This is a genomic window from Geodermatophilus sp. SYSU D00779 (genome assembly GCF_054050595.1).
Window position 1 is genome coordinate 86,954 of record NZ_JBJGZQ010000003.1, and the last position, 23,121, is coordinate 110,074.

18 protein-coding genes are annotated in these 23,121 nt (G+C 75.2%); 16 read left to right on the forward strand and 2 right to left on the reverse strand.

Going from position 1 to position 23,121, the window contains the following annotated elements; all coding sequences use genetic code 11:
- The first annotated feature begins 9 nt into the window (after positions 1 to 9).
- The 15 genes from ACI79G_RS02940 to ACI79G_RS03010 all read left to right on the forward strand — a co-directional run bounded on the left by ACI79G_RS02940 (position 10) and on the right by ACI79G_RS03010 (position 16,309).
- Positions 10 to 1,578, forward strand: coding sequence for a UDP-N-acetylmuramoyl-L-alanyl-D-glutamate--2,6-diaminopimelate ligase (locus ACI79G_RS02940; protein WP_456879560.1), 1,569 nt, complete (start codon positions 10 to 12; stop codon positions 1,576 to 1,578).
- A gap of 5 nt (positions 1,579 to 1,583) precedes the next feature.
- Positions 1,584 to 2,975: a UDP-N-acetylmuramoyl-tripeptide--D-alanyl-D-alanine ligase gene (locus ACI79G_RS02945; RefSeq protein ID WP_456879799.1), complete on the forward strand. Its 1,392-nt coding sequence runs from the start codon at positions 1,584 to 1,586 to the stop codon at positions 2,973 to 2,975.
- Positions 2,972 to 4,051: a phospho-N-acetylmuramoyl-pentapeptide-transferase gene (mraY, locus tag ACI79G_RS02950; protein WP_456879561.1), complete on the forward strand. Its 1,080-nt coding sequence runs from the start codon at positions 2,972 to 2,974 to the stop codon at positions 4,049 to 4,051. Before ACI79G_RS02945 ends, mraY begins: the two co-directional genes overlap by 4 nt.
- 283 nt (positions 4,052 to 4,334) lie before the next feature.
- The gene (gene ftsW, locus ACI79G_RS02955; RefSeq protein ID WP_456879563.1) at positions 4,335 to 5,753 is read left to right on the forward strand and encodes a putative lipid II flippase FtsW; all 1,419 of its coding nucleotides are present in this window, start codon (positions 4,335 to 4,337) and stop codon (positions 5,751 to 5,753) included.
- Positions 5,750 to 6,931, forward strand: a complete 1,182-nt coding sequence (gene murG, locus ACI79G_RS02960; protein ID WP_456879565.1) for an undecaprenyldiphospho-muramoylpentapeptide beta-N-acetylglucosaminyltransferase — start codon at positions 5,750 to 5,752, stop codon at positions 6,929 to 6,931. The genes ftsW and murG overlap by 4 nt, the downstream gene beginning before the upstream one ends.
- Positions 6,928 to 8,385 carry a UDP-N-acetylmuramate--L-alanine ligase gene (gene murC / locus ACI79G_RS02965; protein ID WP_456879567.1) on the forward strand — a complete coding sequence of 486 codons (1,458 nt, stop codon included), beginning with the start codon at positions 6,928 to 6,930 and terminating at the stop codon, positions 8,383 to 8,385. Before murG ends, murC begins: the two co-directional genes overlap by 4 nt.
- Positions 8,382 to 9,194: a cell division protein FtsQ/DivIB gene (locus ACI79G_RS02970; RefSeq protein WP_456879569.1), complete on the forward strand. Its 813-nt coding sequence runs from the start codon at positions 8,382 to 8,384 to the stop codon at positions 9,192 to 9,194. The genes murC and ACI79G_RS02970 overlap by 4 nt, the downstream gene beginning before the upstream one ends.
- A 139-nt stretch (positions 9,195 to 9,333) precedes the next feature.
- The gene (locus tag ACI79G_RS02975; RefSeq protein ID WP_456879571.1) at positions 9,334 to 9,918 is read left to right on the forward strand and encodes a peroxidase-related enzyme; all 585 of its coding nucleotides are present in this window, start codon (positions 9,334 to 9,336) and stop codon (positions 9,916 to 9,918) included.
- Positions 9,919 to 10,276: 358 nt separating this feature from the next.
- Positions 10,277 to 11,560: a cell division protein FtsZ gene (gene ftsZ, locus ACI79G_RS02980; protein WP_456879573.1), complete on the forward strand. Its 1,284-nt coding sequence runs from the start codon at positions 10,277 to 10,279 to the stop codon at positions 11,558 to 11,560.
- A 63-nt stretch (positions 11,561 to 11,623) separates the two neighbouring features.
- Positions 11,624 to 12,355, forward strand: a complete 732-nt coding sequence (gene pgeF / locus ACI79G_RS02985) for a peptidoglycan editing factor PgeF (protein WP_456879574.1) — start codon at positions 11,624 to 11,626, stop codon at positions 12,353 to 12,355.
- Between the two features lie 109 nt (positions 12,356 to 12,464).
- Positions 12,465 to 13,169 carry a YggS family pyridoxal phosphate-dependent enzyme gene (locus ACI79G_RS02990; protein ID WP_456879576.1) on the forward strand — a complete coding sequence of 235 codons (705 nt, stop codon included), beginning with the start codon at positions 12,465 to 12,467 and terminating at the stop codon, positions 13,167 to 13,169.
- Between the two features lie 67 nt (positions 13,170 to 13,236).
- Positions 13,237 to 14,046 carry a cell division protein SepF gene (locus ACI79G_RS02995; protein ID WP_456879578.1) on the forward strand — a complete coding sequence of 270 codons (810 nt, stop codon included), beginning with the start codon at positions 13,237 to 13,239 and terminating at the stop codon, positions 14,044 to 14,046.
- Between the two features lie 55 nt (positions 14,047 to 14,101).
- Positions 14,102 to 14,401 (forward strand): YggT family protein, encoded by a 300-nt coding sequence (locus tag ACI79G_RS03000; protein ID WP_091219293.1) that lies wholly within the window; start codon positions 14,102 to 14,104, stop codon positions 14,399 to 14,401.
- A 103-nt stretch (positions 14,402 to 14,504) separates the two neighbouring features.
- Positions 14,505 to 15,227, forward strand: coding sequence for a DivIVA domain-containing protein (locus ACI79G_RS03005; RefSeq protein WP_456879579.1), 723 nt, complete (start codon positions 14,505 to 14,507; stop codon positions 15,225 to 15,227).
- Positions 15,228 to 15,523: 296 nt separating this feature from the next.
- A complete protein-coding gene (locus ACI79G_RS03010) occupies positions 15,524 to 16,309 on the forward strand; it encodes a hypothetical protein (protein ID WP_456879580.1) in 786 nt (261 codons plus the stop codon).
- Between the two features lie 142 nt (positions 16,310 to 16,451).
- Here the strand turns inward: ACI79G_RS03010 and ileS are convergent, their stop codons facing one another.
- Positions 16,452 to 19,628, reverse strand: a complete 3,177-nt coding sequence (ileS, locus tag ACI79G_RS03015) for an isoleucine--tRNA ligase (protein WP_456879581.1) — start codon at positions 19,626 to 19,628, stop codon at positions 16,452 to 16,454.
- Between the two features lie 118 nt (positions 19,629 to 19,746).
- Between ileS and ACI79G_RS03020 the strand changes: the two genes are divergently transcribed.
- Positions 19,747 to 21,258, forward strand: a complete 1,512-nt coding sequence (locus tag ACI79G_RS03020; RefSeq protein ID WP_456879582.1) for a potassium/proton antiporter — start codon at positions 19,747 to 19,749, stop codon at positions 21,256 to 21,258.
- Positions 21,259 to 21,457: 199 nt separating this feature from the next.
- On the opposite strand, the gene mqo is transcribed toward ACI79G_RS03020, so the two are convergent.
- The gene (mqo, locus tag ACI79G_RS03025; protein WP_456879584.1) at positions 21,458 to 22,951 is read right to left on the reverse strand and encodes a malate dehydrogenase (quinone); all 1,494 of its coding nucleotides are present in this window, start codon (positions 22,949 to 22,951) and stop codon (positions 21,458 to 21,460) included.
- Positions 22,952 to 23,121: the final 170 nt, after the last annotated feature.

The window sequence follows — 23,121 nt, forward strand, 5'->3', positions numbered from 1 at the left end:
TGGAGTCCCGTGAGCGAGAGCGGGAGGGAGACGACGCCCCGGTCGACGGGGACCGACGCGCTGACCCTCGCCGACCTCGCCGACCTGCTCGGCCCGCCCGTCCAGGGCGACCCCGGCACCTCGGTCACCGGCGTGACGCTGGCGTCGGCGGAGGTCGGCCCCGGGGACCTCTACGCCGCCCTGCCCGGCGCCCGCACCCACGGAGCGCGGTACGCCGCCGACGCCGCGGCGCGCGGCGCGGTCGCCGTCCTCACCGACCCCACCGGCCGCGACGAGGCCGCCGCCACCGGCCTGCCGGTGTGCGTCGTCGACGACCCCCGCGGGTTGCTCGGTGCGGTCGCGTCCCGCGTCTACGGGGAGCCGGCCCGGCGACTGCAGGTCATCGGGATCACCGGCACCAACGGCAAGACCACGACCAGCTACCTGGTCGAGGCGGGCCTGGTCGCCGCCGGCCGCGGCACCGGCCTGGTGGGCACCGTGGAGACCCGCACCCGCGGCTCGGCCCCGGACGGGACGCCGACGGTCACCACCCTGCCCAGCGTGCGGACGACGCCGGAGGCCCCCGCCCTGCACGCGCTGCTGGCCCGGATGGTCGACTCCGGCGTGCAGACGGTGGTCATGGAGGTCTCCAGCCACGCCCTGGTGCTCGGCCGGGTCGGCGGCATCCCGTTCGCCGCGGCCGGGTTCACCAACCTCGGCCGCGACCACCTGGACTTCCACACCGACCTCGAGGACTACTTCCAGGCCAAGGCCCGCCTCTTCGACGGCCGCGCCGCCGTCGAGGTGGTGGACGTCGACGACGCGCACGGGCGGCGGCTGGCCGACATGCTCGGCGGCCGCGCGGTCACCGTCTCGATCGAGCGCGCCGACGCCGACTGGACGGCGACCGACCTCGTCCCCGCCCCCACCGGCGGGACGGCGTTCACGCTGACCGGGCCGGACGGGCGCTCCTGGCCGGCCCGGGTGCGGCTGCCCGGCCGGTTCAACGTCGCCAACGCCGTGCTCGCCGTGGCGCTGCTCGACGCGGTCGGCGTCCCGGTCGAGACGGCGCTGACCGGGCTGGCCGGGACGGTGGTGCCCGGCCGGATGGAGCCGGTGGACGCCGGCCAGCCGTTCGTCGCCGTCGTCGACTACGCGCACACCCCCGACGCCGTCGCCACGGCGCTCGCCGCGCTGCGCGCCTCGACCCCGGGCCGGGTGATCACCGTGCTGGGCTGCGGCGGCGACCGCGACCCGGGCAAGCGGGCGGCGATGGGGGAGGCCGCGGCCCGCGCCAGCGACCTGCTGGTCGTCACCGACGACAACCCCCGATCCGAGGACCCCGCCGCCATCCGCGCGGCGATGCTGGCCGGCGTCCCCGCGGACCGGCGCGGCGACGTGCTGGAGATCGGCGACCGCCGCGCCGCCATCGCCGCCGCCGTCGCCCGCGCCCGGCCCGGCGACGCCGTCCTCGTGGCCGGCAAGGGCCACGAGACCGGCCAGGAGGTGGCCGGCACCCTGCACCCGTTCGACGACCGCGCCGTGCTGCGCGAGGCCCTGGCGCGGTGCGCGCCGGCCGGAGTGGAGCCCCCAGCGTGATCCAGATGACCCTGGCCGAGGTGGCCGAGGCGGTCGGTGGCCGGCTGACCCGCGGCGACGGCACCGTCACCGGCGTCACCGTCGACTCCCGCGCCGTGGCGCCCGGCGACCTGTTCGTCGCCGTGCCGGGGGAGCGGGTCGACGGGCACGACTTCCTCGGTGCCGCCGCGGCCGCCGGCGCGGTCGCCGCGCTGAGCACCCGCCCCGACGACGCGCTGCCCTGCGTGGTCGTCGACGAGCCGGTCGCCGCGCTCGGCCGGCTGGCCGCCGCGGTGCACACGAGGCTGGCCGACGGGGGGCTGACCACCCTGGGGATCACCGGCTCCTCCGGCAAGACCAGCACCAAGGACCTGCTCGGCCAGGTGCTGGCCACCGCGGGCCCCACGGTCAGCCCGCCGGGCTCGTACAACAACGACATCGGCCTGCCCCTCACCGTGCTCGACGCCGACGAGGACACCCGCTTCCTCGTGCTGGAGATGGGGTCGCGCGGGCGGGGTCACATCGCCCGCCTGTGCCGGGTGGCCCGCCCCGACGTCGGCGTCGTCCTCAACGTCGGCTCGGCGCACCTGGGCGAGTTCGGCTCGGCCGACGGGATCGCCGTCGCCAAGGGCGAGCTGGTCGAGGCGCTGCCGGCCGAGGGCACCGCCGTCCTCAACGCCGACGACCCGCGGGTGATCGGCATGGCGCCGCGGACCCGGGCCCGCGTCGTCACCACCGGCCGGTCGCCGGACGCCGACGTCCGCGCGGAGGACGTCGTCCTCGACGAGGCCGGCCGGGCCGGCTTCACGCTGGTCACCGGCGGTGTCCGCGCGGCGGTGCGGCTGCAGGTCGTCGGCGCCCACCAGGTCGCCAACGCCCTGTCGGCCGCCGGCGCCGCGCTGGCCGCCGGGATGACACCGGAGGACGTCGCCGGCGCGCTGTCGGCCGCCGTGCCGCGCAGCCGCTGGCGGATGGAGGTCACCCGCCGGGACGACGGCGTGACCGTGGTCAACGACGCCTACAACGCCAACCCCGAGTCGATGCGCGCCGCGCTGTCCGCGCTGGCCGGGCTGCCCGCGCGGCGCCGGGTCGCCGTGCTCGGGGCGATGGCCGAACTCGGCCCCGGCGCCGCCGAGGAGCACGAGCGGCTGGGTCGGGACGCCGTGGCCGCCGGGGTGGACCTCGTCGTGGCCGTCGGCCCGGATGCGGTGGGGATAGCCGACGGAGCGCTCGCCGCGGGTGCTCGCGAGGACTGCGACACGGAGAGGGGCGCCGTGCGCGTGCCCGACCGGGCGGCCGCCCGGGAACTGCTCACGGAGGTGCTGGTGCCCGGTGACGTCGTGCTGGTGAAGGCCAGCCGGTCCTACGGGCTCGAGGTGCTCGCGGCCGACCTGCTCGACACCGGGGCAGGCACGTGAGGTCGATCCTGATCGCGGCCGCGTTCGGGCTGATCATCTCGATCCTGGCCACGCCGGTCGCCGTCCACCTGTTCCGCCGCAAGGGCTTCGGCCAGGAGATCCGCGACGACGGGCCCGAGAGCCACCTGGCGAAGAAGGGCACGCCCACCATGGGCGGCACCGTCATCGTCGGGGCCACCGTCGGGGGCTACTTCATCGCCCACCTGTTCCTGATCGACCAGCCCGGCCGCGGGCCGTCGGCCAGCGGGCTGCTCGTGCTCCTCCTGATGGTGGGCCTGGGCACCGTCGGGTTCCTCGACGACTACCTGAAGATCCGCTTCCGGCGCAGCCTCGGGCTGAACAAGACCGCCAAGCTCGTCGGTCAGCTGGTGGTCGGCGTGGCCTTCGCCGTCCTGGCGCTGAACTTCCCGGACGAGGCCGGCATCACCCCGGCCTCGGAGTTCGTCTCCTACGTCCGCGACATCGACCCGCTGTTCCTCGGGTCGATCGGCTTCGTGGTCCTGGCCTACCTGTTCATCGCCGGGTTCTCCAACGCGGTGAACCTGACCGACGGTCTCGACGGGCTCGCCGCCGGCTGCTCGGCGATGGTCTGCGGCGCCTACACGATCATCTCGTTCTGGCAGTTCACCCACGACTGCACCAGCGAGCTGATGGAGGGCTGCTACATCGTGCGCGACCCGCTCGACGTCACCCTGGTCGCCGCCGCCGGGCTCGGCGCCTGCCTGGGCTTCCTGTGGTGGAACACCAGCCCGGCCCGGATCTTCATGGGCGACACCGGCTCGCTCGCGCTCGGCGGGCTGCTGGCCGGCCTGGCCGTGGTGACCCGCACCGAGCTGCTGCTCGTCGTGCTCGGCGGGCTGTTCGTCGCGGTCACGCTCTCGGTGGTCATCCAGGTGGCCTTCTTCCGCGCCACCCGCCGCCGGGTGTTCCGGATGGCCCCGCTGCACCACCACTTTGAGCTGGCCGGCTGGACCGAGAACACGGTGATCGTCCGGTTCTGGCTGGTGACCGGGATGTCGGTCGCGTTCGGGCTGGGCCTGTTCTACGCCGACTGGCTGGCCATCGCGGGCCTGTGAAGCAGGACCACCCTCCCCCCACGCCGCGTCGGCCCCCTGCAGGGTCCCGGCGCGAGCTCGCGAGTGTCGGGGGCAGGGGGTCCTTCTGCTGAAGGACGGCCGTTCCAGCACCTCACCACTGCGACACGCCCCCACGGTGCGCCGGGAGACCCGCGCCAGCGGTCACGATGACCGGATGGAGTCCTCCGGCGTCCCGACCGTTCCCGGACGGCGCCGGACCGGGGGGACCGGGCGCAGGACGCCGGTCCGCCGGTTCGCGCCGCCGCCCTGGCTCGACGGCCCCATGACCAGCTTCCAGCTGGTCGTCGGCGCGGCCGGCATGCTCCTGGCCATCGGCCTGGTCATGGTCTTCTCCGCCTCCGCGATCGAGGCCGCGCTCAACGACCAGCCCGCCTGGCGGCCCGGCGTCGACCAGGTCGTCTTCGCCCTCATCGGCCTGGGCGCGCTGCTGGTGGCGGTGCGGCTGCCGGTCGGGCTGGTGCGCCGCTGGGCGCCGATCGCCCTGCTGGTCGCGGCGGTGCTGCTGGTCGCCGTGCTCGTCCCCGGCATCGGCATGCAGCTCAACGGCTCCCGGGCCTGGATCGACCTGGGCTTCACCAACTTCCAGCCCTCGGAGCTGGCCAAGCTGGTGTTCGCGCTGTGGGGTGCGCACATCCTGGCGATGCGCGACCGCTTCCTCACCGTCCGGACGCTGCTGGTCCCGCTGCTGCCGGTGTTCACCGTCCTGTCGCTCCTGCTCATCCTCGAGCCGGACTTCGGAGGGGTCGTCAGCCTCGGCCTGGTGCTGGTCGGCCTGCTGTGGGCCGGCGGCCTGCCGCGCCGCTGGTTCGCCGCGTTCTTCGCCGCCGGGGTCGCGGCCGTGGCCCTCATGGTCGCCGTCGCCCCGTACCGCATGGAGCGGGTCACCTCGTTCCTCGACCCGTTCGCCGACCCGTCCGACACCGGTTTCCAGGCCATCCGCGGCTTCTACGCGCTGGCGACCGGCGGGCTGTGGGGCGTGGGGCTGGGCAACAGCGCGATGAAGTGGAACCTGCTGCCCGAGGCCGAGTCCGACTACATCTTCGCGATCATCGGCGAGGAGCTCGGCTTCCTCGGCTGCCTGGTCGTGGTCACCCTCTACGGCGTGCTGGCCTGGGCCGGCTTCCGGATCGCCCGGCGCACGGGCGACCGCTTCGTGCAGCTGGCCTGCGTGGCGATCACCGTGTGGTTGGTCGGCCAGGCGGCGCTCAACATGGGCTACGTGGTGGGTCTGCTGCCGGTCACCGGCCTGACGCTGCCGCTGGTCTCCGCCGGCGGCACCTCGCTGGTGCTCACCCTGTTCATCGTGGGCCTGCTCATCCGCTTCGCCCGCTCCGAGCCCGAGGCGGTCGAGCACCTGCGCGGGGCCGAGCGCGGCTGGCTGTCCCGCTGGCTGCTGCCGGTGCCCGAGCCGGCCGTCGACGCGGTGCGCCCGCGCCGCGCCCGCCGTCCCGAGCGGCCGGCCGAGGACCGCGCGTCCGGGCGTCCCGCCCGCCGCACCGCCGTCCCCGGCGCACGCACCGTCGCCCGCGTCGTCCCGGTCCCGCCGGGGGAGCGCGCCCCGCGCGAGCGCGGGCCCGCCCGCGAGCGGCGGACGACGGAGGCCCGCGGCCGGGTACCCGAGGCGCGCCGGCAGCCGCCGCCCCGGGCCCGCGCCACCGAGTCCTCGCGGCGGCCGCGGTGAGCGGACAGGGGCGGAGGCCCATCAGCGGGGAACGAGCGAGGAGCGGAACGGCCCGCGGGAGCGAACCGGGGAGCAGGGGGGGCGTCAGCGTCGTCCTCGCGGGCGGCGGGACCGGCGGACACATCGAGCCGATGCTCGCCCTCGCCGACGCGCTGCTGCGCCGCGGCGCGGTGCAGGGCGGGTTGCGGATCACCTGCCTGGGCACCGCCCGGGGGATGGAGTCCCGGCTGGTCCCCGCCCGCGGCTACGACCTGCGGCTCATCCCGCCGGTGCCGCTGCCGCGCAAGCCCACCGTCGACCTGCTGCGGGTGCCCGGCCGCGTGGTCCGCTCGGTGTCCGAGGCGCGGGCCCTGCTGCGCGAGCTGTCCGCGGACGTCGTCGTCGGCTTCGGCGGCTACGTGGCGCTGCCGGCCTACCTGGCCGCCCGCCGGGAGCGGGTGCCCGTCGTCGTGCACGAGCAGAACGCGCTGCCGGGCCTGGCCAACCGGGTCGGCGCGCGGGTCGCCGCGCGGGTCGCGGTCACCGCGCCCGGGACGCCGCTGCGCGGTGCCGAGCACGTCGGCATGCCGCTGCGGACGGCGATCAGCACGCTGGACCGCCCGGCCCGCCGCGCGGAGGCCCGCGCCGCCTTCGGCCTGGACCCCGACCGGCCCACGCTGCTGGTCTTCGGCGGGTCGCAGGGCGCCGCCTCGCTCAACCGCGCCGCCGTGGGCGCCGCCGACGCGCTCACCGCCGCCGGGGTGCAGGTGCTGCACGCCCGCGGGCCCAAGAACACCGACGTGACCGTGCCGCCGCGCGCGCCCGGGCACGCCCCCTACGTCGTCGTCGACTACCTCGAGCGCATGGACCTCGCCTACGCCGCCGCCGACCTGGCACTGTGCCGGTCCGGCGCGGTGACGGTGGCCGAGCTGTCCGCGGTCGGGCTCCCCGCGGTGTTCGTGCCGCTGCCGATCGGCAACGGGGAGCAGCGGCTCAACGCGCTGCCCGTCGTCGAGGCGGGGGGAGGACTGCTGGTGGACGACGTCGACCTGTCACCGTCCTGGATCGAGGAGCACGTCATCCCGATGGTCACCGACCCGGCCTCGCTGGCCCGGTACGCCGCGCACGCCGCGGCCGCCGGCGCCCGGGACGCCGACGAACGCCTGGCCGACATCGTGCTGGAGGTGGCGGGGCGATGAGCGCCGCTGCGGTGGCCGCGTGGGCCGACCCGGTGCCGAGCCTCGAGGAGCTCGGCGCGGTGCACTTCATCGGCATCGGCGGGGCCGGGATGAGCGGCATCGCCCGGATCCTGCTGGCCCGCGGCGTCCCGGTCTCCGGCAGCGACCGCCGCGACACCCCGACCCTGCTGGCGCTGCGGGCCCTGGGCGCCCGGGTGGAGCTCGGCCACGACCCGACCCACCTCGGGGACGCCGACACCGTCGTCGTCTCCACCGCGATCCGCGACGACAACCCCGAGCTGGCCGCCGCCCGCGAGCGGGGCCTGCGGGTGCTGCCCCGCGCGGTGGCGCTGGCCGCGGTGATGGCCGGCAAGCGCAGCGTCGCGGTGGCCGGCACGCACGGGAAGACCTCGACGACCTCGATGCTCACCGTCGCGGTGCAGGCCTGCGGTGCGGACCCCTCCTTCGCCATCGGCGGGGACCTCAACGAGTCGGGCAGCAACGCGCACGCCGGCGAGGGCGACGTCTTCGTCGCCGAGGCCGACGAGAGCGACCGCTCGTTCCTGCTGCTGGCCCCGCACGGTGCGATCGTCACCAACGTCGAGGCCGACCACCTGGACAACTACGGGGACCTCGCCGCGGTGGAAGCGGCCTTCGACCGCTTCCTGCAGACCATCGACCCGGCCGGCTTCCTCGTGCTGTGCGCCGACGACCCCGGCGCGGCCCGGCTGCGCACCGTGCCCACCCCGGCGCGGGTGCGCACCTACGGCACGGCCGAGGACAGCGACCTGCGGCTGGTCGACGTCGAGGTCGGGCCGGAGACGACCGACTGGACCGCCGTCCTCGACGGCGAGGTGCTCGGCCGGGTGTCCATCCGGGTGCCCGGCGAGCACATGGCCCGCAACAGCGCCGCCGCACTGCTGGCCGGGCTCGAGCTGGGCCTGCCCGCCGAGGGCCTGATCACCGGGCTCGGCCGCTTCGGCGGCGTGCACCGGCGCTTCGAGCTCAAGGGCAGCGTCGGCGGGGTGCGGGTCTACGACGACTACGCCCACCACCCGACCGAGGTGGAGGCCCAGCTGCGCGCGGCGCGGGCGGTCGCCGGCACCGGCCGGGTGGTCGTGGCCTTCCAGCCGCACCTGTACAGCCGCACCCGGGAGTTCGCCGCCGCGTTCGGCACGGCGCTCGGCCTGGCCGACGAGGTCGTGGTCATGGACGTCTACGGCGCCCGCGAGGACCCGGTCCCCGGCGTCACCGGCGCGATGGTGGCCGACGCCGTGGCGCTGCCGGCCGGGCAGGTGCACTTCGAGCCGTCCTGGTCGGCGGCCGCCCCGGCACTGGCCGAACGGGCACGGCCCGGCGACCTGGTGATCACCATGGGCGCGGGCAACGTCTCGATGGTCGGCCCGGAGGTGCTCGAGGCGCTGCGAGCCCGGTTCGCGCCGGAAGGTGGCGGCCCGGGGGGTCCTGCGCGGTGAGCCGCTCGGGGACGACCACCAACGACCGCGCGCGCGGCGGGGGGTCCTCCCGGGCCGGCACCGAGGCGCGTCCCCGCCGCCGTCCGGTCGCCCGCCGCCCGTCGAGTCGCCACCCGGCGGCCCGCCGGCGACGGCTGCTCGTCCGCGGCGGCGTGCTCGTCGCGGTGCTCGGCCTGCTGGCGTGGCTGCTGTGGGGGAGTCCCGTGCTGGCCGTCTCCACCGTGCGGGTGGACGGCGCCGGCACGCTGACCACCGCCGAGGTCGTCGACGTCGCCGGCATCGACGAGGGGACGCCGCTGCTGCGCGTCGACGTCGACGCCGCCGAGGCCCGCGTCGCCCGCCTGCCGCAGGTGGCCGACGTCGAGGTGACCCGCGGCTGGCCGCGCAGCGTCGTCGTCACCGTGGTGGAGCGGGTGCCGGTCGCGGTGGTGGAGGAGGCCGGCACGCGCACGCTGGTCGACCCCGACGGGGTCCTCTTCGACACGGTCACCGGCTATCCGCCGGTCGGCGTGGTGCCCCTCGACGTCGCCGACCCCGGCCCCGAGGACCGCGCCACCCGAGCGGCGCTGTCGGCCCTGGTCGCGCTGCCGCGGGGCGTCCGCGTCGACCTGGCCGAGGCCCGGGCGACCAGCGCGGAGGACGTCACGTTCACCCTCGAGGACGGCACCACCGTGCTCTGGGGGAGCGAGGAACGGGCCCGCGACAAGGCCGACGCGCTGATCGCGCTGCTGGGGCAGCTGGAGGCCGGGAGGCTCGAGCCGGCCGGGACCATCGACGTCAGCACGCCGGCGGCGGTCGTCCTCCGATGACAGGAGGACCCCGTCCTCCTCACCGCTCGCGAGCTCGCGGCGAGCCTCGGGACGGGGCCGCGAGGCTCGGGTCGGTGCCCGGGACGGGGCCGGGTCCCGGTGGGTGGCCGCGGCGGGCGTGGCGGGGCAGGGTGGCTGGGTGAGCACCGGGCCGATCAGCCGCTTCCCCGTCCCCCCGCGCGAGGAGCTGCCCGAGCAGCTGCGCGAGCGCTACGCCGACGTCGAGGAGCGCGCGGGCTTCCTGCCCAACGTCTTCGCCGCCCTGGCCTGGCGCCCGGACGAGGCGGCCGCCTTCTTCGCGCTGCACGACGCGCTCATGGACAAGGACACGCCGGGGCTGTCCACGGCCGACCGGGAACTCGTCGTGGTCGCCACCAGCGCGGCCAACGGCTGCCTGTACTGCGTGGTCGCCCACGGGGCGATCGCCCGGATCCGCGCCCGCGACCCGTACCTGGCCGACCAGGTCGCCGTCGACTGGCGCAAGGCGCCGGTGTCGGAGCGCCTGCACGCGGTGCTCGAGGTCGCCGTGCGCCTGGCGGTGGACCCGGCGGCGGTCACCGCTGCCGACCTCGACCGGCTGCGCGGCCAGGGCCTGACCGAGGACGACGTGTGGGACGTCGGGGCGATCGTGTCGTTGTTCGCGCTGTCCAACCGGCTGGCGCACTGGGCGGCGATCCCGCCGAACGAGGAGTTCTTCCTGATGGGACGCGTCCCGCGGCAGTAGCGGGGACTGCGCTGGGTCGTCGTCCGGTGTCTCGGCGTGTCCGTCAGGAACCCACTCCGACACGCGCGGCGACACGACACGCCCGACACCGCAGATCACTTCCCGAGTTCCCGGCGCCGGGCATGTCCCGGCCCTCGACCTGGACCTGAGACGTCGGCCAGGCGGGTCGTCACCCACTGTGGTGCAGGTGTGACCAGCGAGTCGTCCGAGATCGGTGGGGACACGCGTGTTCGACACGCCGGGCCCGGGAGGGTGCTTGTAGGGCCCGTGAACGCCCACCTAACTTCGTGCGCGTCGACCCAGTTGACATAACTATAAGGCTTTACTTGAGGATGAGGGTCGAGGTCGGGAGCCCCACATGACACCTCCGCACAACTACCTCGCGGTCATCAAGGTCGTCGGCATCGGCGGCGGCGGGGTGAACGCGGTCAACCGCATGATCGAGGTCGGCCTCAAGGGGGTCGAGTTCATCGCCATCAACACCGACGCGCAGGCGCTGTTGATGAGCGACGCCGACGTCAAGCTCGACGTCGGCCGTGAGCTCACCCGCGGGCTCGGCGCGGGCGCGCAGCCCGACGTCGGCCGCCAGGCCGCCGAGGACCACCGCGAGGAGATCGAGGAGGTGCTCAAGGGCGCCGACATGGTCTTCGTGACCGCCGGCGAGGGCGGCGGCACCGGCACCGGTGGCGCGCCGGTCGTCGCCTCGATCGCCCGCAAGCTCGGCGCGCTGACCATCGGCGTGGTCACCCGCCCGTTCTCCTTCGAGGGCAAGCGGCGGGCCGTGCAGGCCGAGTCGGGCATCGAGGAGCTGCGCAACGAGTGCGACACGCTCATCGTCATCCCCAACGACCGGCTGCTGCAGCTCGGTGACCGGAACGTCAGCGTCATGGACGCCTTCCGGACCGCCGACCAGGTGCTGCTCTCCGGTGTCCAGGGCATCACCGACCTGATCACCACGCCCGGCCTCATCAACCTGGACTTCGCCGACGTCAAGTCGGTCATGTCCGGCGCCGGGTCGGCGCTCATGGGCATCGGCAGCGCGCGCGGGGACAACCGGGCACTGCTGGCCGCCGAGCAGGCCATCGCCAGCCCGCTGCTGGAGGCCTCGATGGAGGGTGCCCACGGCGTGCTGCTGTCCATCTCCGGTGGCTCGGACCTCGGCCTGTTCGAGATCAACGAGGCCGCCTCGCTGGTCTCCGACGCCGCGCACGCCGACGCCAACATCATCTTCGGCGCGGTGATCGACGACGCCCTCGGCGACGAGGTGCGGGTCACCGTCATCGCCGCCGGCTTCGACGGCGGCAAGCCGCAGGGCCGCAAGGACGCCGGGATGGCCTCGGTGCCGGCCGCTGCCCCGGTGGCCGCGCCGACCTCCCCGCGGATGCCGGTGGTGCAGCCGCAGCCGGTCGCCGGCGTCCCGACGGGGGAGCGGCTGGTCGGCTCGGCGCAGCCGCAGCAGGTGCAGTCCAACCCGCCGTCGACGTCCCAGATGCCCGGCCGGCCGACCACCGGCGGCGGGATCACCGTGCCGCCGCTGCCGCCCGTCCCGGGTGCGAACCCGAACCCCGCCGCGGGCCGTCGTCCGCTGTCCAACGAGGACTTCGAGGAGGAGCTCGACATCCCGGAGTTCCTCCGCCAGTAGGGGGACCCCCGTGCCCCCCACCACTCGCGAGCTCGTGGCGGGCCCCTGCACCGGGACCGCACCGTGAGCTCCGCCCCGGCCGCCTCGTCGGCGGTGCGACCCCGACGGGTCGTCACCGACCGGCGAGGCGGCCGGTCCGTCCCCCCGTACGACTCCTTCAACCTCGGCTCGCACGTCGGCGACGACGTCGTCGCCGTCGCCGCCAACCGCGAGCGGCTGGCCCGCGAGCTGGGCGTCCCCGCCGACCGGCTGGTGTGGATGGACCAGGTGCACGGCACGCGGGTCGCCGTCGTCGACGGTCCGGTCGAGGGTCCGCTGGAGGGCACCGACGCCGTCGTCACCCGCACGCCGGGGCTGGTGCTGTGCGCGCTGGTCGCCGACTGCGTCCCGGTCCTCCTCGCCGACGCCACCGCCGGCGTCGTGGCCGCGGTGCACGCCGGGCGCGAGGGCGTGCGTGGCGGCGTGGTCCCCGCCGCGCTGGCCGCCATGGCGGAGCTGGGCAGCCGCCCCGCCGACGTGACCGCGCTGCTCGGGCCCGCCGTCTGCGGCGCCTGCTACGAGGTGCCGCGGGCGATGCAGGTCGAGGTGGCCCGGGTGGCGCCCGCCGCGGCGGTGCGCACCCGCAGGGGGACGCCGGGGCTGGACCTGCGGGCCGGGCTGGCCGAGGTGCTGCGCGGTGCCGGCGTCGGGCAGGTCGTGCACGACCCCCGGTGCACCGTCGAGGACCGCTTCCTCTTCTCCCACCGCCGCGACGGCGTCACCGGCCGCCAGGCCGGGGTCGTCTGGATCAGCTGAGCGGACCCTCCCGCCCCGGCCCCCGCTGTCGCGGCGGGACCGTGCAGGCGGGCCGTTCCAGCACGTCACCGAGCACGCGGACCTGCACGGCGCGGGGGAGGATCCGGCCGTGACCTCTCCGGCCGACCGCCTGCAGGCCGTCCGCGACCGCATCGCCGCCGCGGCGCGTGCCGCGGGCCGGGACCCCGCCGAGGTGGGGCTGGTGGCGGTGAGCAAGACCTGGCCCGCGGCCGCCGTCCGCGAGCTGGCCGCCCTCGGCCAGGCCGACTTCGGGGAGAACCGCGCCCAGGAGCTCACCGGCAAGGCCGCCGAGCTCGCCGACCTGCCGCTGCGCTGGCACTTCGTCGGCCAGCTGCAGCGCAACAAGGCCGCGGCGGTCGCCCGCCTGGGCGCCGTCGTGCACTCGGTCGACCGGGTCTCGCTGGCCCGCACGCTCGCGCGGGTCGGCGTGGAGACCGGTCGACCGGTCGAGGTGTTCATCCAGGTCGACCTCGGCGGGCCCGAGGGGGAGCTGGCCGCCCGCGGCGGGGCCGACCCCGCCGACGTCCCCGCGCTGAGCGACGCCGTCGCCACCGAGGAGGGCCTCGTCCTGCGCGGCCTCATGGCGGTCGCCCCCCGGAGTGCCGAGCCGGGCCCGGCCTTCGCGCGGCTGGCCGCGCTCGCCGAGCGGGTCCGGGCCGACCACCCGGAGGCGCGCCACCTCTCCGCCGGGATGAGCGCGGACCTCGAGGAGGCGGTCGCGGCCGGCAGCACCCTCGTGCGTGTCGGAACCGCGCTGTTCGGGACGCGGCCCCTACCCTCCCCGGAGGACTAGTCACACCAGTCACACGGGTCCCAGCAGCCCGGGTGGCCACGCGCGCGTACGGAGAAGGGCAGGGCTGATGGCCGGAGCCATGCGGAAGATGGGCATCTACCTCGGACTCGTGGAGGACGACGACGCCCGGGCCTACGGCCGGTACGACACCCGCCAGGCGGACGCCGACCACTACGACCGCCTCGAGGACCGCCGGTACTCCCGGTACGCCGCCGAGGACGGCTACGCCGCCGACAACGGTTACGACGACCGCTACGACGTCGGGGACCGCTACGAGCCCGACTACCGCGACGGCGACTTCCGGGCCGACGACCGCCACTACGTCGACCTCGACGCCGACCTGCCGCCGGCGCCGGACCCCGAGCCGCTCGCGCTGCCGCGGCGTCCCGCCGCCAACCGCAACCTGGGTCTCGCGCCCGGCCCGGGCGGCGCCACCGCCTCTCGCGTCGGCGGGCTGGCCGGCGCCGGTTCCGCGTCGATCCCCGGCCCGGCGACCCCGGTGTCCGGCCCGGTGGGTGCCGCGGGCCTCGCCGTCCGTGAGCAGGTCGCCGCCGCGCCCGAGCCGGCCCCCGCGCCCGCGCCCGCTCCGGCGCCGCAGCCCTACCGGATCACCACGCTGCACCCGCGCACGTACAACGAGGCCCGCCAGATCGGCGAGAGCTTCCGCGACGGCAAGCCGGTGATCATGAACCTCACCGAGATGGACGACGCCGACGCCAAGCGGCTCGTCGACTTCGCTGCGGGTCTGTCGTTCGGGCTGCGCGGTAGCATCGAGCGCGTCACGAACAAGGTGTTCCTGCTCAGCCCGCGGGACGTCGACGTGACGGCCGAGGACAAGGCGCGGATCCGCGAGGGTGGTTTCGCCGCCGAGTCCTGAGACTGGTGGCAGGACCGGACCGGCACCCCCGGGTGCCCTTGGACGAGCGAGGACCGTGGCTCTCTTCTGGAACATCCTCTCGTCGGTCCTGCTCGTCTTCCTCGTGCTGCTCTTCGCACGGTTCGTCGTCGACTGGGTGATGGTGCTGGCGCGCAGCTGGCGTCCGTCCGGGCTGGTGGCGGCGGGTCTCGAGGTCGTCTACGCGACCACCGACCCACCGCTCAAGGCGATCCGGAAGGTGATCCCGCCCCTCAACCTGGGGTCGATCCGCCTGGACCTCGCGTTTATGGTTCTCCTGATCGCCGTGTACATCCTGCGTGGCATCGTGGACAGCCTCGCGCTCGGCGCCGCGTGACCGTTGCCCCTGACCGGGGCGGTGGCCCCGGAGGCCGGTCGGAGCCGTCCGCCGCTCGTCCGACGTCGTCCCTGTTCCCGTTGTCCGACCCGAGGTGAAGTCGATGCCACTCACGCCTGCCGACGTGCACAACGTCGTCTTCAAGAAGCCCCCCATCGGCAAGCGGGGCTACGACGAGGACGAGGTCGACGCCTTCCTCGACGTCGTGGAGGCCGAGCTGGCGCGGCTGATCGAGGAGAACAACGAACTGCGCTCGGGCTCCGCGACCGGGCGCACCCCGCGCGCCGTCGAGGCGCCCGAGCCGCCGGCCCCGGCGCCCGCCGCCGCGCCGCCGCCCCCGCCGGTCCGCGAGGACGACAGCGCCCGCGCGTCGCGCATGCTGGCCCTGGCCACGGAGACCGCCGACAAGTACGTCAACGAGGCCAAGGCCCAGGCCGACCAGATGGTGGTCGCGGCCAGGACCAACAGTGAGCGCATGGTCAGCGACGCCCGGGCCAAGAGCGAGCAGATGGTCAGCGAGGCCAAGATGCGCGCCGACTCGATGGTCAACGACGCCCGCACCCGCGCCGACACGATGGAGCGCGAGGCCCGCGCCAAGGCCGCCGCGCTCGACGCGGACGCCGAGCGCCGGCACAACGAGGTCATGGGCTCGCTGGAGGAGAAGCGCAGCAGCCTGGAACGCAAGATCGAGGAGCTGCGCACCTTCGAGCGCGAGTACCGCACCCGGCTGCGCTCCTACCTCGAGTCGCACCTGCGCGACCTCGACAGCCGCGGTTCGGCGGAGCCGGCCTCCACCAGCCGGCAGAACCAGCACGCCAGCGCCTGAGAGAGGACCCCGTCCTCACCATCCTTCGCGAGCTCAGGGCGGGGCCACCCCGGCCCCCCGCTGCGCGAGGGCTCGGGGTGGGGCCGCCGACAGACGAGACAGGGCCCCCGGACACCGTCCGGGGGCCCTGTCTCGTCCCGGGTCCGTCTCATCCCGGGTCCGTCTCGTCCCGGGTCCGTCTCGTCCCGGGTCCGTCTCATCCCGGGTCCGTCTCATCCCGGGTCCGTCTCATCCCGGGTCCGTCTCATCCCGGGTCCGTGGCGGCCCGCGGCTGTGGTCCCGGCTACAGTCGGCGCGTGGTCTTGGCTGCGGGTCTGCTGGTCCTGCTGGGCCTGGGCCTCTTCGTCGGCGGCATCCTCACCGGCACGACGGCGCTCTACTGGGCCTGCGTGGCGGCGTGCGGGCTCGCCGCTGCCCTGCTCGTCGTGGCCCGGGTGCGCACCGCACGGGAGGCCGACGACCTCGACCGCCGCACGTCGCAGGCCCCTGCACCGGCGGACGCGGCCGGTTCCCGGGCACCCGAGGTGCGCCGCACGGCGCGGCAACCGGCGGTGCCGCCCGAGGAGCGCGCCCCGGCCGCCGAGCCGGTGGAGCGGACGCCGGAGGCGCCGCTCCCTCCGGCCGGCGCGACGGCGGTCCGGGTGACGGAGGCCGAGCGTGCGCCGGAGCCGGAGCCGCTCAGCGACGAGGCGCCGGCTGGGGAGTCACCGGTCGAGCCGGCGTCCGCGTTCCCGGCGGTGCCCACCGGCAACGGCCACCCCGCGGACGGCGCGCCGGCGCGTCGCGGCGCCCACGAGCCGCGTGAGGCACCCGCGGACCCGGCGACGGGGGAGCCCGGCGAGGAGGACGTCGAGGTCACCGACCTGCTGCTCGTGGTGGACCTCGACGACGAGGTCCTGGTCGTCGACGAGCACCCGCGCTACCACCTGCCCGGCTGCCCGTCCCTCGAGGGCCGCGAGGGGATCGGCCTGCCCATGGTCGAGGCGCGCACCGACGGCTTCACACCCTGCGCCACCTGCCGCCCGGTGCGGCACCTGGCCGACACCGAGCGCTCCCGCCGCCGGGCAGCCCGCGACAACTGAAGGAGGACCCCGTCCTCCCCACCCCTCGCGAGCTCGGGGCGGGACCCGGGACGGCCGCGGCGGGACCCTGCAGGGAGCCGTTCCAGTACGTCACCGGGCTCTCGGCGGCGGGACCCCGACCCGGAGGGGTCCGGCGCTCCGCTCAAGCGCCTGCGCGGGCCACCCAGAACCGCGAGCCGGCAGGGCCCTCGACGCCCTCGCCGTCCCCGGGCTGCTGCGCGTGCACGCGGACGGCGAGCACCTCGTCGGCCACCTGCTCGCCGTGCTCGGTGAGCGCCTGGGCCATCGAGCCGTCCGCCGTCCACCACAGCTCGATGCGGTCGCTGACGGCCAGCCCGCCGCTCTTGCGGGCCTCCTGCACCAGCCGCACGGCCTCGCGGACCAGACCGGCCCGCTCCAGCTCCGGCGTCAGCTCCAGGTCCACCGCGACGGTCAGCCCGCCGCCGCTGGCGACGGTCCAGCCCTCGCGCGGCGTCTCGGTGACGACCAGGTCGCCGTCCTGCAGCGGGACGGGTGCCCCGTCGACCTCGACCGACGCCGTCCCGGCGCGGTAGGCGGCCACCAGGGCCGGCGCGTCGGCGGCGGCGACCGCCTTGGCCACCGCCTGCACCTGCTTGCCCAGCCGGCGGCCGACCGCGCGGAAGTCGACCTTGACGCTCACGTCGACCAGGTCGCCGCCGACCGCGGAGAGGTCCATCAGCTCGGTCACGTTGAGCTCGTCGGCGACCTCGGCCACCAGGTCCCGCGGCAGCTCCGCCCAGCCCGGCGCCGCGACGACGGCGCGGGCCAGCGGCTGGCGGGTGCGCACCCTGGCCGAGGTGCGCGCCGAGCGGCCCAGCTCGACCAGCCGGCGCACCAGCGCCACCTGCTCGACGAGCGCGGCGTCCCGGGCGTCCTCGTCCACCTGCGGCCAGGAGGCCAGGTGCACGCTGTCGACCGCGTCCGTCAGCCCCGGAGCGACCGCCCGGGACCACACCTCCTCGGTGACGAACGGCGTGAACGGCGCCATCAGCCGGGTCAGCACGTCGAGCACCTCGTGCAGCGTGGCCAGCGCCGCGGGGTCGCCGTCCCAGAACCGCCGCCGCGAGCGGCGCACGTACCAGTTGGACAGGTCGTCGACGAACTGCGCGAGCAGCCGCCCGGCGCCCTGGGTGTCGAAGTCCTCGAGCGCGGCGGTGACGCCCTCGGTGACCTGCGCCAGCTGCGCCAGCGCCCAGCGGTCCAGCAGCGGCCGCTCGGCCCGCGCCGGGGTGGGGCTCGAGGCCGTGCCGTCCCCCCGCCCACCCACCGGGTCCCAGCCGTTGGTCTCCGCGTACAGGGTGAAGAAGCTGGCGGTGTTCCAGTAGGTGAGCAGCACCTTGCGGACCACCTCGGACAGCGTCTCGTGCCCGACCCGGCGGGCCGACCACGGCGAGCCGCCGGCCAGCATGAACCAGCGGACGGCGTCGGCGCCGTGCCGGTCCATCAGCGGGATGGGCTCGAGGATGTTGCCCAGGTGCTTGCTCATCTTCCGGCCGTCCTCGGCCAGGATGTGGCCCAGGCACAGCACGTTCTCGTACGAGCTCCGGTCGAAGACGAGCGTGCCGACGGCCATCAGCGAGTAGAACCAGCCGCGGGTCTGGTCGATGGCCTCGCAGATGAACTGCGCCGGGTAGGCGGCCTCGAACTCCGCCTGGTTGCGGTACGGCGCGCCCCACTGGGCGAAGGGCATGGAGCCGGAGTCGTACCAGGCGTCGATGACCTGCGGCACCCGCCGGTAGGTGCCTTCCTCGCCGGGCCGCGTGAAGGTCACCTCGTCGATGAACGGCCGGTGCGGGTCGAGGTCGGACAGGTCGCGGCCGGTCAGCTCCGAGAGCTCGGCCAGCGACCCGACGACGACCATGCGCTGCGGGTCGGCGTCGTTGCGCCAGACCGGGAGCGGGGTGCCCCAGTACCGGTCGCGCGACAGCGCCCAGTCGACGTTGTTGCGGAGCCAGTCGCCGTAGCGGCCCCACTGGATGTGCTCGGGGTGCCAGTGCGTCTTCTCGTTCTCGGCGAGCAGCTGGTCCTTGACCGCGCTGGTGCGGATGTACCAGGACGGCTGCGCGTAGTACATGAGCGGCGTGTGGCAGCGCCAGCAGTGCGGGTAGGTGTGCTCGTAGCGCTGCTCGCGCCACAGCACCCCGCGGGCCTGCAGGTCCTCGACCAGCGCGGGGTCGGCGGCCTTGAAGAAGTGCCCGCCCACCAGGGGGACGTCGGCCAGGAAGTGCCCGGTCGCGTCGATCGGGTTGACCACCGGCAGGCCGTAGGACCGGCAGACGGCGAGGTCGTCGGCGCCGAACGCGGGCGACTGGTGCACCAGCCCGGTGCCGTCGTCGGTGGTGACGTAGTTGGCCAGGACGACGAAGTGCGCGTCCTCCCCCTCGGGGAAGTCGACCAGCGTGAAGGGACGCTGGTAGTGCACCCGCTCCCAGTCGCGGCCGGTCGTGCGGGCGAGCACCTCGACGTCGTCGGTCCCGCCGAACACCGACGCGAGCAGCGGCTCGGCGACGACGAGGGTGTCGTCCCCGCGCCGGGCGACGACGTAGGGGACGTCGGGGTTGACCGCCACCGCGGTGTTGCTGGGCAGCGTCCACGGCGTCGTCGTCCAGACCAGCAGGTCGGCCCGGCCGGCCCACTCGCCGTCGGTGACCGGCAGCCGCACGTAGACCGAGGGGTCGGTGATCGACTCGTAGCCCTGGGCCACCTCGTGGTCGGACAGCCCGGTGCCGCAGCGCGGGCAGTACGGCGCGACCCGGTGGTCCTCGACCAGCAGGCCCTTCTCGAACACCTGCTTGAGCGACCACCACACGCTCTCGATGTAGTGGGGGTCCATCGTCCAGTAGGCCGTGGAGAAGTCGACCCAGAAACCCATCCGCCGGGTGAGGTCGGAGAAGTCCGCGACGTGCCGCTCGACGGACTCCCGGCAGCGGGCGTTGAACTCGGCGATGCCGTAGCGCTCGATGTCGGGCTTGCCGGCGAAGCCGAGCTCCTGCTCGACGGCGATCTCGACCGGCAGGCCGTGGCAGTCCCAGCCGGCGCGGCGGGGCACGTGCCAGCCCTGCATGGTCTTGAAGCGGGGGAAGACGTCCTTGAACGCGCGCGCCTCGATGTGGTGCGTGCCGGGGCGGCCGTTGGCGGTCGGCGGTCCCTCGTAGACGTTCCACTGCGGCCGGTCGGCGGAGGCCTCCAGCGTGCGGGCGAAGACCTTGTCGGCCTCCCAGCGACCCAGGATCTCCTGCTCCAGGGCGGGCAGGTCGACCTGAGGGGGCAGCGCGCGGAAGGGGCCGGGTGAGCTCACGCCGTGATTCTCCCACCCCGCGCGACCCGGTTCCCGCGGCCGCCGTCCGGGCCGCCGGGTCGCAGGACGGCACTGGCCTCGGGGTACGGGAGACTGCGGAGGTGGACAGGGGCACGCGGTGAACTCGACGGTCACCGTCGCGCTCGCCGCGGGTGCGGTCGTCGTCCTCGTGGCGGCCGTCGCGCTCCGCCTGGCGGATCGGCTGGGACTGCCCAGCCTGCTGCTCTACCTGGCCCTCGGCGTGGCCATCGGGGAGAGCGGCCTCGGCGTCCAGTTCGAGGACTACCGCCTCACCCACACGCTGGCGTACGCCGCCCTCGTCGTCATCCTGGCGGAGGGCGGCCTCACGACGCGGTGGGGCGACGTCCGTCGGGCCATCGGGCCCGGGGTCGCGCTGTCCACGGTCGGCGTCGCGGTCAGCGTGGTGGTGACCGCGGCCGTCGGCGTGCTGGTCCTCGGCTACGCCTGGGGCTTCGCGCTCCTGCTGGCCGCGGTCATCAGCTCCACCGACGCCGCCGCGGTCTTCGCGACCCTGCGGCGGCTGCCCCTCCCGCGGCGGCTGGCCGCCTCCCTGGAGGCCGAGAGCGGTCTCAACGACGCTCCGGTCATCCTGCTCGTGACCGTGCTGGCCGAGTCGCTCACCGGTGCCTCGACGCTGCCGTGGTGGCTGGTCGGCCTGGAGGTGGCCGCCGAGCTGGCCGGAGGCGCCGTCATCGGGGTCGGCATCGGCTTCGGGGGCGCCGCACTGCTGCGCCGGGTGGCGCTCCCCGTGGCCGGCTTCTACCCGCTGGCGACGCTGGCGCTCTGCGTGCTCGCGTACTCGTCGGCGTCGCTGGCGCACACCTCCGGGTTCGTCGCGGTCTACCTCTGCGGCCTGGTGCTGGGCAACGCCGCGCTGCCGCACCGGGCGGCGAGCATCGGGTTCGCCGAGGGCATGGCCTCGCTGGCGCAGATCGGCCTGTTCGTCCTGCTGGGTCTCCTCGTGTCGCCGGGCCGGTTGTCCGACGCCGTGGGGCCGGCGCTCGTGGTGGGTGGCGCGCTGCTGCTGCTCGCCCGGCCGCTGTCGGTGGTGGCCAGCCTGGTGTGGTTCCGGTTCCCGTGGGCGCAGCAGGTGTTCATCTCCTGGGCCGGCCTGCGCGGGGCGGTGCCGATCGTCGCGGCCATCATCCCGCTGACCATGCAGGTCCCCGGGGCGAGGACCGTCTTCGACACGGTCTTCGTGCTGGTCGTCGTCTTCACGATCGTCCAGGGCTGGTCGCTGCCGTGGCTCGCGCGGCGCCTGCGGATCGCCACCCCGGTCACGCCCCGCGACGTGCAGGTCGAGGCGGCCCCGCTGGAGGAGCTGGACGCGGAGCTGATGCAGCTGACCGTGCCGGAGGGCTCGCGGCTGCACGGCGTCTACCTGCCGGAGCTGCGACTGCCGGAGGACGCGGCGGTGGTGCTCATCGTGCGGGACGGCCGGTCGTTCGTGCCCGGCCCGACGACCCGGCTCATGCGCGGCGACCAGGCGCTGCTGGTGTCCACGCGGGGCTCGCGGGCGGAGGCCGAGCGGCGGCTGCGCGCGGTCAGCCGGGCCGGCCGGCTGGCCACCTGGCGCGGCGAGACCGGCGCCGCGTCCGAGGCCGACTGAAAGACCCCCTGCCCCGGACGGCGCCACCGCGGGATCCCGAGGCAGAGGCGAGCGGCTCAGCGCCTGCCGGGGACGGCACCTGGCCGGGGTGGACCGGGCGCGGGGCCCGGAGGGTCCCCGGCCGGGACACGGGCAGCGGCTCAGCGCCTTCCGGGGACGGCACCTGGTCGCGGTGTCGGCCGGTAGGCCGACAGATCACTCAGCCGTTGAGCTCCAGGGTCTGCATCGTCTGGGCGCGGACCTCGGCCAGGAGGGTCGGGTCCTCGTTGAGCCGGCGGCCGTAGGAGGGGATGGCCTCCTGCAGCTTCGGGCGCCAGGCGGCGATCCGGTCGGGGAAGCAGCGCTCCAGCACGGTGAGCATCGCCGAGACGGCGGTCGAGGCACCGGGGGAGGCGCCGAGCAGACCGGCGATCGTCCCCTCGCCGCCGACGACGAGCTCGGTGCCGAACTGCAGGACGCCGCGGCCGGTCGCGGGGTCGCGCTTGATGACCTGCACCCGCTGGCCGGCGGTGATCATCTCCCAGTCCTGCTGCTGGGCCAGCGGCACGAACGCGGTGAGCGTCTCGTGCCGGGCGCTGCGGGTCTGGAGCAGCTCGCCGATCAGGTAACGGGTCAGCGCCATCTCGGTGCGGGCGACGCCCAGCATCGAGCTCAGGTTGTTCGGCTTGACGCTCAGTGGCAGGTCGAACATCGATCCGGCCTTGAGGAACTTCGGGGAGAAGCCGGCGTAGGGCCCGAACAGCAGGGAGTGGTCGCCGTCGATGAGGCGCAGGTCCAGGTGCGGCACCGACATGGGCGGAGCGCCGACGGCGGCCTGGCCGTAGGCCTTCGCCTGGTGCGCCGCGACCAGCTCGGGGGAGCGGGTCCGCAGGAACATGCCGCTGACCGGGAAGCCGCCGAAGCCGCGGATCTCGGGGATGGCGGCCTTCTGCAGCAGCGGCAGCGCACCACCGCCGGCCCCGACGAACAGGAACCGGGTGCGGACCGTGCGCTCCTCACCGCTGACGGTGTCGCGCACGGTCACGGTCCAGCGGCCGTCGTCCCGCCGCTCGACGTCGGTGACCCGCTGGTTGACGTGCACGTGCACGCCGCGCTCCTCGGCGGCGCCGAACAGCAGCCGGGTCAGCGACCCGAAGTCGACGTCGGTGCCCGCGGCCGAGCGGGTGGCGGCGACCACCTGGTCGGTGGGGCGCCCGGCCATCATCAGCGGCAGCCACTCGGCCATGACGCCGGGGTCGTCGGTGTACTCCAGACCCTCGAACACCGGCTGCGCGGACATCGCCCCGTGGCGCGTGCGCATGTAGGCGCGGCCGGCCTCGCCGGTCACGAAGCTGACGTGCGGGACGGGGGTGATGAAGTCCTTGGGTGCGCCGGTCAGCCCCGAGCGGACCAGGTGCGACCAGAACTGCCGCGAGACCTGGAACTGCTCGTTGATCGTCACGGCCTTGGAGACGTCGACCGAGCCGTCCTTGCCGGCGGGCGTGTAGTTGAGCTCGCACAGCGCCGCGTGTCCGGTGCCCGCGTTGTTCCAGGGGCCGGAGCTCTCGCCGGCGACCGCCGGTCCGGACTCGAAGACGGTGACGCTCCAGTCCGGGGCGACGATGCCGAGCAGCGACGCGAGGGTCGCGCTCATGACGCCACCGCCCACGAGCACTACGTCGGGGTCGGTGGCCGGGGCGAGATCGGTGGACACGGGGGCCTTCCCTGCTCGGGGAGAAATGCTGCTCTCCCAACATCGGCCAGCTCGCTCCTCAACGTGTCACCCCACGTGGTGAGATGTGTCGCACACCGTCATGAGATGGATCACACCGCCTCCGAGTTGCGGCCCGGCGGGGTGCGCGGCAGGGAGGCTCCACCCCCGCG

What these genes read in the sequence shown, in the direction of transcription:
- ACI79G_RS03005 (WP_456879579.1), top strand. Translation starts at nt 14,505, where the DNA reads ATGCCACTCACGCCTGCCGACGTGCACAACGTCGTCTTCAAGAAGCCC.
- ACI79G_RS02945 (WP_456879799.1), top strand. Translation starts at nt 1,584, where the DNA reads ATGACCCTGGCCGAGGTGGCCGAGGCGGTCGGTGGCCGGCTGACCCGC.
- murC (WP_456879567.1), top strand. Translation starts at nt 6,928, where the DNA reads ATGAGCGCCGCTGCGGTGGCCGCGTGGGCCGACCCGGTGCCGAGCCTC.
- ftsW (WP_456879563.1), top strand. Translation starts at nt 4,335, where the DNA reads ATGACCAGCTTCCAGCTGGTCGTCGGCGCGGCCGGCATGCTCCTGGCC.
- ACI79G_RS02995 (WP_456879578.1), top strand. Translation starts at nt 13,237, where the DNA reads ATGGCCGGAGCCATGCGGAAGATGGGCATCTACCTCGGACTCGTGGAG.
- ftsZ (WP_456879573.1), top strand. Translation starts at nt 10,277, where the DNA reads ATGACACCTCCGCACAACTACCTCGCGGTCATCAAGGTCGTCGGCATC.